We start from the raw sequence: 12,060 nt of genomic DNA on the forward strand, positions 1-12,060 counted from the left end.
TTATTTTGCTCCGGCCAAAGCTTTAACCCATGGCCTGTGCTGTTCGTGCTGCAAAATAGCAGTACGCAAGCGCAGGCATAACAGTGCCAACATCAATACCTTAAACGCCAGTATGCTGATCAGTAGCGGCCACAACATGCTGGGATCGATTGACGGTTTGGCAAACTTGGTAATAGACGCGCCCTGATGCAAAGTGTTCCACCACTCGACCGAAAAATGAATAATTGGCAGGTTAATTACGCCCACCACAGCAAGTAATGACGATGCTTTAGCACCGGTTTGCCGGTCAGAAAAAGCACCGCTTAAGGCAATCACGCCCAGGTATAAAAATAACAGGATAAGCTCTGAGGTTAAGCGTGCGTCCCACACCCACCAGGTGCCCCACATTGGCTTGCCCCAAGCCATACCGGTGATAAGTGCAATAGCGGTGTATACCGCACCGATAGGCGCTATGGCCAGCACTGACCACTGCGCTACTTTTACCTGCCATACCAGCGCAATAAACGCCGCTATGGCCATAGCAGAATAGGTACCCATCGACATGATGGCAGAAGGTACGTGAATATGAATAATACGGTAGCTGTCGCCCTGCTGATAATCGGGCGGGGTAAATGCCAGGCCCCAGATATTACCCAGCAGCAGCAGCGTAATGGCCAGCAGCATTAACCAGGGGTAAAGCCGGCCACACAGGTGATAAACGGTTTCAGGCTTCGCTAAAGGATGTAACCATTTAAACATATCAGCTCACATTTAATTTAAGGGCACTGAGCACCGCCAGCGGCACCAGCGCCAGTGCAAATAACAACATGGCCAGCATAATCGCCAGCTGACCGTGATAAGGCAGCGCCATCGTGGCCGCTTCCATTGCTGCGCTGGCAAAAATGAGTAGCGGAATATACAGCGGCAAAATCAGCAGTGCCAGTAAAATACCACCTTTATCGGCCGATACCGTAAGGGCTGCGCCTAACACACTCAGCAGACTTAACAGCGGCGTCCCCAATAGCAACGTAAGCAGCAGCGCGACAAAGGCTGGCATTTCTAAATTCAGCAATAACGCTACCAGGGGTGATAACAGCACCAGTGGCAGGCCGGTGCTCAGCCAGTTAGTAACCAGTTTCGCCAATACAAAGCTCAGCAGCGGTTGACGCGCAGCGACCAGCTGCTCGATGACGCCATTGCGATAATCATCTTTAAACAACCGCTCAGCAGCCAGCAGCACACTTAATAGTGCGGCTATCCAGACAATACCCGGCGCCATCAGCCGCAACAGGTTAGGCTCTGGCCCGACGCCCAGCGGAAATAAACACAGCACTATAATGAAAAACAGCACCGGGTTTAACCAGTCTGCTTTTTGCCTGGCCAGTAGGCGCAGCTCGCGCTGAATAAACACACCCAGTTTTACCATCGGTAGGCCAGCTCCAGTTTACTAAGCTGCGCATACTGCAGACTCAGGCTTTGGTGCGTGGTCAGCACAATACTGCCCCCGTGCTGTAAATGCTGTAAAAAATGTTGCTGTAACAAGGCAATAGCAGTTTGGTCCAGTGCGGTAAAAGGCTCATCTAAAATCCAAAGTTGGCCCTGACTAAACCATAAACGCGCCAATGACACCCGCCGCTGCTGACCCGCCGACAACATTCTACAGGGAATATCTTCAAGCCCGGCCAGCCCCAGCTGGCCGAGCAACGCATAATCATCGCCTGCTGCTGCCTGGACCGCGGCACGCCAGAAACGTAGATTCTCCAGCGCGGTTAATTGTTCATGAATACCGCTTTGGTGGCCGATATAACATAAGTCGGTGGCGTAGTCGGCAGCTTGTTGGGCCAACGGCTGCTGACGGTAATAAATGTCGCCCTCGTCGGGATGTGCCAGGCCAGCTAGCAAGCGTAGTAAAGAGCTTTTACCGGCACCGTTTTTACCGGCAATTTGCAACAGCTCACCGCCATGCACTGTAAGGCTTAGCTGCTCAAACAACACTCTGTCCTGGCGGATACAGCTTAAGCTTTTGGCTTCAAGCAAAATCTCGCCGGGCGATACGGAAAATGGTTGTGGTATATTCACTGCACCTAAGCTATCGACGACGGTAAAAATTGCGCGCATATTACCATAATGCCGGCATAATACGAATGTAACAGGGCGTCAGACCAGGCGAAAACGGGTAAAACTATGAACCAGATCAATCTGGACAACTTGCTCAGGCTGTCTGCCGGCGGTAAAGCTGACAGTGGCACCGTAAAGCTGGTGCTGGCGCAGGTGTATCAAGCACAATTGCAGCAGCTGCCGGATGGTGGCGCCCGATTACAACTCGGTGCTGGCAAGGCGCCGCTGCAGCTAACACTTAGCACTGCTGAGGCTGCACGGTTACAGCCGCTGTTGCAACCGGCTGCCATGCCAGGCCGACTACCTGCCAGCAGCGCAGGGTTGCAGTTGCCGGTACAGGTGCAATTTACGTTAACTGCCGATAACCAGATCCGGCTTAACCTGCAAAACAGCCAGACGACACAGACCCTGACATTATCGGCCGCACAGGTGCGCCAGCTGCTATTGCAGTTTTTCCAAAGTGCCAGTGGTGCTTCACCGGTACAAACGCCCGGTACGAACAGCGCCCAGGCTGAAACAGCGCAGCAAAGTGCAGTCTTGGTCAGTGCCAGGCTGCCTGTTGCTGCTTTGTCATCCACGGCCGGCTCTGCAGTGGCTCCGGTGAAAGCCGGCAGTATTCAGCTACCCATGCTGGCGCCGCTTAGCATCGCCAAAGAAACTCAGCAGCAGCTGAACCAGCTGTTACAACACAGCCAATCTAATCAACTGACGGTGCTGTTACAGTTACACAGTAGCAACAGCGAACTACGTGCCCGCTTACTACTACCCGGTAACAGCAGTGGCACACCACTCTCTTTACTGGACAAACCGCAGCAACAACAGTTATTACAACAGTTGGTACAGCTGTTTAACCAACAGCGGCCAGCCACCTTAAGCCAACTGCCGTTGCTTAGCACATTAAAGCTGCCGCCCGGCAGCGCGCATCAAGTACAACAATTGCAACTGCAGCAGCAAGGCTCAAACTGGCAGTTAGTGCTACAGCCCGCCAGTGTCAAAACCAGTTTATCGGTAGATGCCGGCCAGTTTAACCGACCGTTGCAATTAGTTGGCCCGCCAGCGATGGCCTCAAGCAATACGGTGGCCAGCACAGCGCAACTGAGCAGCACTGCACTGAGTCAGGCATGGCGCCATTTAATGCCGGTTTTGCCTTCCAGTATTGATCCGCTGGCCAGTTTGTCGGATCTGCCTGAGCCTGTGCAGCAGCTATTACAGACAATACGCCATAGCCAGCTCGATGGCGCTAAAGTTACCAACGCGCAGCAGCTACTACCGCAGCTGCTTAGCCTGCTGCAGTTTCAGCCACTGCAAAGCCAACCCAGTCTGCAAACCAGCGGCGGCACACTGGCGGTTGCCATTCAGCTGTTGTTGGGTCATCTGCTGCAAAAACCGGTGCCGGCAGCACAAACACCGGCTAACCAACGGCTGTCGCAGCTAGTTAACACGCTGGAGCCACAACAAGCCAGTAACTTATTACGCCAGCTGGCCAGCCACAGCAGCACACTGCAGCAAAGCCAATTAGCCACTCTGGATAGCAGCACCCAGGTGCAGCAGCAGCTGATCCTGCAGCTGCCGCTTAACCAAGGCGGTCAAAGCGTGTTTAGCCAGCTGCAGATAGAGCAGCGTGACGCTGATGGCAAACAAGACGGCAGCAAACAGAAGATGTGGCAGCTGACGATGCGCTTTAATTTGCAGCAATTAGGCGCAATGCTGGTAATAGCCCGCTTACAACAGCAGCAATTACAGCTGCAGTTTTACACCGAACAACCCCAGGCCCTGGCACTGACAGAGCAGTTTTTACCGATATTAAAAGATCGCTGTAAAATGCAGGGGCTGGAAGTAAAGCAAGCCGAATGTGTACTGGGTAAAATTCCCGAGTCGCTATTACCGCGTGCCAACAGTTTACTGGCCATCAAAGTATGAGGCAGGCAGCATGACAGAGAATACTAAAGAGAAAAGCGCTACCGCGCTGCAATATCAGGGTAAAGCAGCACCTACCGTTACCGCGCGCGGTCATGGCAAGTTGGCAGAGGAAATGATTGCCATGGCACAACAACATGGCATTTTGGTACATCAGGACGAAGAGCTGAATAAACTCCTCAGCCAATTGGAGCTTGGGGATCAGATCCCGCCGGCGTTATATGTGGTGATTGCTGAGCTTATTGCGTTTTCGTATGTGTTGCAGGGGAAGTTTCCGGAAAACTGGCACAATATCCACCAGCGTGTCGATTTTAAAACCTGAGACATGCCACGCCATTAATACACTGTATTAACTTTTTGCCTGATGCAAATTAAACAGCAGTTCCGCTTCAGCCCGCGGCAGCTCACACTCACGCATGATCTCGTCAAGATCTGCGCCCAGCTGCACCATTTTCATCGCCCTGCTGTATATTTTTGACTCGGGATCGGTCAGCTCCATCGCCTGCTGCTTTTCTTCCAGTTGTTTCACGCTCAGGCTTAAGTTATCACTCACCTGCCCCAGCGCCGCTTCCAGCTGAAGCACCCGCTGCCCAACACCAATAAGGCCTGAGCGTAATTCCTGCAGTTCTAACTGGCTTTGCGCTAATTGCTGTGCACTGTACTCCAGTCGCTGCTCCAACTGTGACTGTTGTTGCTGCGATTGTCGCTGCTGTACTCTTACCCACCAGAAAATACCCGCAGCAACGACCAGTAGCAGCGTGGTATGGATTGTCAGACTAAGCCACATAGGTTGCCTTAAATTGAGCTAATCTCATCCCACTCTTCATCACTGAGTAGTTTGTTTAAATCAACCAGGATCAGCAATTCGCCTTCGCGGTTTGATACGCCCTGAATAAAGCGGGCACTTTCGTCGGTACCGACATTAGGTGCCGTATCAATTTCAGAGGCTTTTAGGTACACCACTTCGGCCACGCTATCGACCAAAATACCGATCACCTGCTTATCCGCTTCGATGATCACTATCCGGCTGTTGTCTGTGACATCTGCCGGTTCCAGACCGAAGCGGGAACGGGTATCGATGACGGTAACCACATTACCGCGCAGGTTAATAATGCCCAGCACATAATCGGGCGAGCCCGGTACCGGCGCAATTTCGGTATAGCGCAGTACCTCCTGCACTTGCATGACGTTTATGCCGTAGGTTTCTTCCTGCAGCTTAAACGTAACCCACTGTAACACTACATCGGCGGCTTCAGCCTTTTTTACCGATTGCTTAGTTAATTCACTCATGTACAGCTCCTGTCTTCATGCCATGGCGCTTTAGGCCTGGCGCTTTACGCACTGATATCCTGACCACGGTTTAACAATTCGATCATGGCTTCGATGTCGATCAATACACACATATGCTTTTTAATGACGCCAGCCATCCAGGGCCTTTTTCCCTCGGCTTCACGCCATTTCACATCATCTTGTTCCAGCATGTAGGTATTTACCAGATTTTCGCAACAAAGCCCCCAATTACTGTTACCCAGCATAATAACATATTGATAGTTTAGCGTTTGCTGCATAGTTTGGTCATATTTTTCTGGCATCACCCAGCGCGCGGTGTCCACCACATTAATTTTTTGCTCCCGGTACAGCATCACGCCTTTGAACCACTGCGGTTTACCAATCAGGCTGTTAATCGTTGACAGCTGATGGATACCGCCTAACTCTTTTAACGGCACGGCGACTTTTAAACCCGCCACATCAAAAAACAATGCCTGAAAACGGCCCTGACGGTAAGCTTTCTCTGTTGGCTTGGCCTCCACGGGTTTAACAGGCGCGACAGGCGCAAGCCGCTCGGCGACCGGCACCTGGCGCTGTTGAAGCTGCTGTGCCTGCTCTGCGGCGGCAAATTTTGCTTTTAGCGTGTCTAGTGCAACAGCAGTGTTATCTGTTAGGGCTTGCTTTTCCTGCACCACCACTTTAGCTGCAGTAGTTTCAACTGGCGGCGCTGACACTGCCGCCTGCGCCAGTAACTGGTTTAGTTGCTGCTTTTTCTCGTCGGCCAGCGGCGCAGCTTCCGGCGTATCCTCTTCGGTTAATAACGCCGACAAATAATGCTGCATCACTTTTTGACTGGCGATTAAATTACTCATGCCTACTCCGCCGACAACTGCAGTAAATAGGTTAACAAGGTATTGTAAGCAAAGACCCCACGCGATGAATTGGCAAACTCACTCGGTGGTGTTTGCGCCAAGCTGGCATCACGAAACTTGGTATCAACCGGGATCACTGCCGACCACACCTTGTCCTGATATTTCGCTTTTAATTCTTTGTAAGCTTCAAGTGAGGCCTTGGTACGTTTGTCGTACATGGTTGGAATAATAGTATAGGCATAGTCTTTTTGCTGCGAAGTGCGCATCAGAGCCATAGTCGCTATCATGCGTTCTAAGCCTTTTAATGCCAAAAACTCCGTTTGTACCGGGATCAAAATGCGGTCGCACGCTGCTATGGCATTGACCATCAACACGCCCATTACCGGCGGGCAGTCGATCAGGACATAGTCATATTCTTTGCTGATTTTTTGCAACGCTTTTTTCAGCATCAATCCCATACCACCTTTATTGCCTAAAGTGCGGTCCAGGGTTGCTAATGACATGGAGGATGGCAGTATATCCAGGTTTGCCATACCGCTTGGACACAGTGCCTGTAGAATTTCTTCGCTGCGAATATCTTTGCCACGGATAAAAATGTCGTACACGCTCACTTCAAGCTCTTCAGCGTCTATGCCAAAATAATAGGTCAGCGATGCGTGCGGATCAGTGTCGACCAGCAGCACTTTATACCCACGCTGTGCCAGCAGGCCACCCAGCGTAACAGTGGTAGTGGTTTTGCCTACCCCACCTTTTTGATTAGCAACGGTCCAAATAACCACGTTAGGGTTCCTGTTGTTTTTCTGGCTCGGCATCGGGGTTGTCTTCACGGGTAGTAATACGAATACCCCCGCCCGGCAGCGCAATAACCCTGATACTACCATCTTGCTGTGACACTTGCTCTAATTGCTGTTGCAAGGCTTCGCTGGCTGCGGCATCGTCCTGGCTAACGGCTGCAGCATCTTGCGCTATATAGCCATAACGCGAGATAGCAATTACCACCTTACGGTTAGCCGCACGGCCCTGAGGACTGTCGTTAGGCGTAAAGGGGTAGTACTGGCCATAACCTTCTATTGCCATGCGCTGTGGGGCAGTGCCCAGCCGTTCCAGTAGACGTAATACCGAGGTAGCACGGCTCACCGACAACTCCCAGTTAGACGCGAATAGCTCGTTGTTTATCGGTTGATCGTCGGTGTAACCGCGCACGCGAATGTAGTTATTAATCGGGTTAATAATGCGGGTAATTTCTGCCAGCAGTGTTTGCGCTGACGAAGTGGTAGTGGCGCTGCCACTGGCGAACAACAAACCGCTGCTAAGCTCAATACTGAGCCAGTTATCATCTTGCTGTACCTTGGCTAACCCCTGTTCCAATAGATTAGCCAGCGCTTTTCTAAGCTGTTGTTCAACTGATTGTAACGGGCTACCCAGTTGCCGCTCTGACACCTCTGACAAGCGGGTCGCATCAGCAACTAAGGTTGGGCCTTTAGCACTGTCTAACGAACTGCCGTGTAAGTCTAATTCGCTTTGTGGGGCAGGCACCGTCAGCACGGAGTTGCCCGGCAGGCCGGTTCCGGATTGAGCGGGCTTTTCAAACAACTTGGTCAGGCTGTCGGCCAGTACGCTATATTCTTCTTCCTTGATAATTGACATGGCATACAACACGACAAAAAGTGCAAACATCAGGGTCATATAATCAGCGTAAGACACCAGCCAGCGATCCAGCTGCTCTTGCTCTATCTGTTGATGCTGCTGCTTGTGCCGGTACATAGCTTAACCCGGGTGGTAAGCGGCCAGCTTACGCTCTATGTTGCGCGGGTTTTCACCATGAGCAATGGACACCAGACCTTCGACAATCAGCTCATGATACAAGGTGCGTTGTTGCACCAGACTTTTTAACTTGTTGCCCACAGGGATGTAGATAAGGTTGGCAAAACCGACGCCGTAAATAGTAGCAACAAAGGCCGTAGCAATGCCCATACCCAAGAGTTGCGGTTCCGAAATATTGGCCATGGCTTGAATTAACCCAAGCACGGCACCTACTATACCGATGGTGGGGCTGTAGCCACCCATGGCATCAAAAATACGCGCCCCACGCAGTAAACGCTCGCGTTCCAGCGTCAGCTCTGCATCCAGAGTGTCTTGTAGCACCTGTGGCTCAACACCATCAACCAGTAAATTAAGCCCTCGGTGTAAAAACGGGTCCTGCTCAGCCAATGCATCATTTTCCAGCGCCAGAAATCCGCTGCCGCGGGCGGCACTGCCCCAGTGCACAATACGCTCGGCAGTGTGGTGTAACGGTAAGGTTGATGGACGAAACACCCAGGGTAACATTTTCAGCCCCAGCACAAACTGATTTAGCGGCGTTTGCAGCATTACCGCGCCCAAGGTACCACCAAACACTATTAAAAAAGCGGGAAAGTGGATTAAGGTGCTTAAACTGCCACCTTCAATGACAAAGCCACCCGCTACCGCCAGCAGCGCTAACACAAAGCCACTTATCGCCAATTTATCCATTGGTCACTTCCGTTATCAGCCGGCTTGCGACATCATTCAGCGCCACTTCCATATCCATCAAGCCGGCGGCTGCTATGGCCTGTGGCATGCCATACACCACACAACTGGCTTCATCCTGCGCCCAAATTCTTGAGCCAGCTTGTTTTAATAACCGTGCCCCCTCGCGGCCATCCGAACCCATACCGGTGAGTACTATCGCCAGCACTTTGTCAGTAAAGGCTTTGGCAGCAGTGGCAAAGGTAATGTCTACACTGGGTTTAAAGGTGATGCGTGGCGAGTCATCTTCTTTGATCCGCAAACGGGCATCGCGCTCATTGCCTTCGATCAACATTTGTTTACCACCCGGTGCCAGGTAAGCCACTCCGGGTCGCAGCACATCGTTATCTTGCGCTTCGCGTACTTCAATCTTGGCCAGCGTATTTAGCCGCTGGGCAAAAGCACCGGTGAAGGCTGCCGGCATATGCTGAATAAGCACTATTGGCAGCGGAAAATCAGCCGGTAAGCTGGTAATAATACGCTGCAGCGCGACTGGTCCGCCGGTGGAGGTGCCAATAGCCACCAGTTTGTAACTTTTGCCGCTGGCACTGTAACGCCCAGCACTGGCAGCCGGTGCCACGCGTTCAGTCAAACGTGGCCGCTCCAGGCTACTGCGGCTCAGCGCCGGGCGCTCGGCAGATTTGCTACTGAGGCTGCTATCAGTATGGGGTAAGGTGTTGTTGCTAAAGGTGCTGCTAAAAGTAGGCCGGCCCAGCTGCCGTTTACGTGCGACCGCCCGCACCCGCTCGCGCAGTAGGGTGCCGGCTTCGTCTTTATCACGGGCAATGTCTTCAAATTTTTTCGGTAAAAAATCGACCGCGCCCGCTTCCAGCGCGTCCAGCGTTGCCTTGGCACCTTCATGCGTTAACGAGGAAAACATCAGAATAGGAACACGTTGCTGCGCCATGATTTCGCGCACTGCAGAGATGCCATCTAACACCGGCATCTCCACATCCATGGTGATGACATCGGGTTTTAATGCCAGGGCTTTATCTACCGCCTCACGACCGTTTATCGCCGTGTCGATAATGCTGATATCGCCATCCTTCGCCAATATTTCCGTTAACCGGCGGCGAAAAAAACTCGAATCATCAACCACTAACACCCTAATCGCCATAATGCTCTCTCTTTAGGCGTGCATTTTATTGAAGCGATCAAACTTAATTTTTGATTTCTTCGCATAATGCTTCAGCAGGTTAGGTACATCCAGTATCAGCGCTATACCACCGTCAGAGGTAATAGTGGCGCCCGCCATACCCGGCGTGCCTTGCAGCAGGGCGTCCAACGGTTTAATTACCACCTCTTCCTGGCCAATCAGCGAGTCAACGACAAAGCCAACTTGCTGGGTGCCAATCTGCACAATTACCACATGGCCCTGCTCACGACGGCGTTTTTTATCTGAGCCTTTGACCAGCCAGTGCTCGAGGAAAAACAGCGGTATGGCTTTGTTGCGCACCACCACTGTTAACTGACCATCCACCACGTTGGTTTTATTTAGGTCCAGATGGAATATTTCACTGACACCCGCCAGCGGCAGGGCAAAGGTTTGTTTGCCGACTACCACCATTAAGGTTGGCAGTATTGCCAGCGTCAGCGGCACCTTAATCTCCAGTAAAGTGCCCTCACCCATTTTCGAGTGAATATGCACAGTACCGTTAAGCTGGGTAATTTTGGTTTTCACCACATCCATGCCGACACCGCGGCCGGATATATCGGAGATTTGCTCCTTGGTGGAAAAGCCTGGCGCAAAAATGAGGTTAAAGGCTTCCGTATCCGACATCCGTGCAGCAGCATCAGTATCCAGAATGCCCCGCTTAATAGCGATGCCTTTTAGCTTTTCCGGGTCCATACCCGCACCATCATCGTGGATGGTCAGCAATATATGGTCACCGGCCTGCGCCGCAGCGAGCTTAACCGTACCCGTGCGCTTTTTACCGGCTTTTTGCCGCACTTCCGGCATTTCAATACCGTGGTCGACAGAGTTGCGCACTAAGTGCACCAAAGGATCGGCTAAGGCCTCGACCAGGTTTTTGTCTAAATCGGTTTCTTCGCCTTCCAGTACCAGTTCAATGTCTTTTTGCAGTGAACGGGCTAAATCACGTACCACACGGGGGAAGCGGCCAAATACCTTTTTAATCGGCTGCATGCGGGTTTTCATCACCGCGCCCTGAATATCAGCAGTCACCACATCCAGATTAGAGATGGCTTTGCTCATCTCTTCGTTTTGTACGGTACCGGACAAGCTCACCAAACGGTTACGCACCAACACCAGCTCGCCGACCATATTCATAATTTGGTCCAGCCGCTTGGTGTCAACCCGCACTGTGGTCTCAGCCTGTGCCGCTTGCTGAGCAGCGGCGGCTTTATCTGCAGCAACCGGCGCTGCAGGGGCAGCACTAGGTGCAGGTGCCGGTGCGGCCGCTTTCGGCGCGGCTGCAGGTTCTGCTTTAGCAGGCGTCACAGCGGCAGAGGGGGTAACTGCTGCGGGAGCTTTACCTTTGCCATGTAATTGGTCAAGTAAGGCCTCAAACTCGGCATCGTCAATTTCATCATCGGCTTTGCCACTGCTGGCCTGGCTGTTTGCATTTTTTGTCGGTGTTGCTTTTTCTGCCGGCGCAGCTTTGCCCTCAGCCTTAGCAACAGAGTCTGGTATGAAAGAGCCTTTACCATGCAGTTGATCGAGGATGGCCTCAAACTCATCATCGGTAATATCGTCACCGCCAGCACTGACTTCACTAACAGGGGGGGTGACTGCAGCTGATGAAGCACTGGGTGCTGCTTTTTTGCCGTGAAGCTCATCCATCAAACGGTCAAATTCTTCTTCGGTGATCTCATCGATATCCCCTGATGCCGCTTGCTCTGCTGCCGGTTTAACCTCGGCCGCTGGTGCGGGTGCCGGTGAGGGCGCCACTGGTGCCTGAGTGACGCTAGGTGCCGGAGCAGCAGTGCTGGACTCGGGCTCACTATAATAATGCAGTGCATCAAGAATGGCCTGCGAAGCCGGCGTCAACGGTTGACGGTTTTGCACTTCAACAAACATCGCATTGATGCTGTCTAGTGATTGCAAAATCACGTCCATCAGCTCAGGTGTTACGCGTCGTTTACCGGTGCGCAATATGTCGAATACGTTTTCGGCGCCGTGGCAGGCGTCAACCAGTTCGGTCAGTGACAAAAAGCCGGCACCGCCTTTTACCGTGTGGAAACCACGGAAAATGGCATTAAGCAGGTTGGCATCGTCGGGATTATTTTCCAGTTCTACCAGCTGCTCCTGCAATAACTCGAGGATTTCGCCGGCTTCAACCAGGAAGTCCTGCAGTATATCTTCATCCATATCAAAGCTCATGCAAAGACACCTCTG

13 protein-coding genes are annotated in these 12,060 nt (G+C 52.1%); 2 read left to right on the plus strand and 11 right to left on the minus strand.

Annotation, left to right across the window (positions count from 1 at the left end; all coding sequences use genetic code 11):
• From ABGI61_RS07735 to ccmA, 3 genes are read right to left on the minus strand one after another with little or no spacing between them, the layout of a single operon-like run.
• Positions 1-738, minus strand: coding sequence for a heme ABC transporter permease (locus ABGI61_RS07735; RefSeq protein ID WP_347599374.1), 738 nt, complete (start codon positions 736-738; stop codon positions 1-3).
• A gap of 1 nt (position 739) precedes the next feature.
• Positions 740-1,405, minus strand: coding sequence for a heme exporter protein CcmB (ccmB, locus tag ABGI61_RS07740; protein ID WP_347599377.1), 666 nt, complete (start codon positions 1,403-1,405; stop codon positions 740-742).
• Positions 1,399-2,097: a cytochrome c biogenesis heme-transporting ATPase CcmA gene (gene ccmA, locus ABGI61_RS07745; protein ID WP_347599379.1), complete on the minus strand. Its 699-nt coding sequence runs from the start codon at positions 2,095-2,097 to the stop codon at positions 1,399-1,401. Before ccmA ends, ccmB begins: the two co-directional genes overlap by 7 nt.
• 66 nt (positions 2,098-2,163) lie before the next feature.
• On the opposite strand from ccmA, the gene ABGI61_RS07750 reads away from it, so the two are divergent.
• Complete coding sequence (locus tag ABGI61_RS07750; protein WP_347599382.1) at positions 2,164-4,017, plus strand: flagellar hook-length control protein FliK; 1,854 nt, start codon at positions 2,164-2,166, stop codon at positions 4,015-4,017.
• A 10-nt stretch (positions 4,018-4,027) separates the two neighbouring features.
• Entirely contained in the window at positions 4,028-4,336 is a 309-nt protein-coding gene (locus tag ABGI61_RS07755; protein ID WP_347599385.1) for an EscU/YscU/HrcU family type III secretion system export apparatus switch protein, read from the plus strand.
• 27 nt (positions 4,337-4,363) lie between these two features.
• On the opposite strand, the gene ABGI61_RS07760 is transcribed toward ABGI61_RS07755, so the two are convergent.
• The 8 genes from ABGI61_RS07760 to ABGI61_RS07795 are packed head-to-tail and all read right to left on the minus strand — an operon-like array spanning position 4,364 to position 12,045.
• Positions 4,364-4,801, minus strand: coding sequence for a DUF2802 domain-containing protein (locus ABGI61_RS07760; protein WP_347599388.1), 438 nt, complete (start codon positions 4,799-4,801; stop codon positions 4,364-4,366).
• 8 nt (positions 4,802-4,809) lie between these two features.
• A complete protein-coding gene (locus ABGI61_RS07765) occupies positions 4,810-5,304 on the minus strand; it encodes a chemotaxis protein CheW (protein WP_347599390.1) in 495 nt (164 codons plus the stop codon).
• 44 nt (positions 5,305-5,348) lie between these two features.
• Positions 5,349-6,155, minus strand: a complete 807-nt coding sequence (locus ABGI61_RS07770; protein WP_347599393.1) for a chemotaxis protein CheW — start codon at positions 6,153-6,155, stop codon at positions 5,349-5,351.
• A 2-nt stretch (positions 6,156-6,157) separates the two neighbouring features.
• Positions 6,158-6,934, minus strand: a complete 777-nt coding sequence (locus ABGI61_RS07775) for a ParA family protein (protein ID WP_008220025.1) — start codon at positions 6,932-6,934, stop codon at positions 6,158-6,160.
• A 1-nt stretch (position 6,935) separates the two neighbouring features.
• Positions 6,936-7,919, minus strand: a complete 984-nt coding sequence (locus ABGI61_RS07780; RefSeq protein ID WP_347599398.1) for a flagellar motor protein MotB — start codon at positions 7,917-7,919, stop codon at positions 6,936-6,938.
• A gap of 3 nt (positions 7,920-7,922) precedes the next feature.
• Entirely contained in the window at positions 7,923-8,666 is a 744-nt protein-coding gene (locus ABGI61_RS07785) for a flagellar motor protein (protein WP_347599402.1), read from the minus strand.
• Positions 8,659-9,819, minus strand: a complete 1,161-nt coding sequence (locus ABGI61_RS07790) for a protein-glutamate methylesterase/protein-glutamine glutaminase (protein WP_347599405.1) — start codon at positions 9,817-9,819, stop codon at positions 8,659-8,661. The genes ABGI61_RS07785 and ABGI61_RS07790 overlap by 8 nt, the downstream gene beginning before the upstream one ends.
• Positions 9,820-9,831: 12 nt before the next feature.
• On the minus strand, positions 9,832-12,045 hold the full coding sequence (locus ABGI61_RS07795) for a chemotaxis protein CheA (RefSeq protein ID WP_347599408.1): 2,214 nt from the start codon (positions 12,043-12,045) through the stop codon (positions 9,832-9,834).
• Positions 12,046-12,060: the final 15 nt, after the last annotated feature.

Origin of the sequence: Rheinheimera fenheensis (genome assembly GCF_039871805.1) — a bacterium.
GTDB classification, from domain to species: domain Bacteria; phylum Pseudomonadota; class Gammaproteobacteria; order Enterobacterales; family Alteromonadaceae; genus Alishewanella; species Alishewanella fenheensis.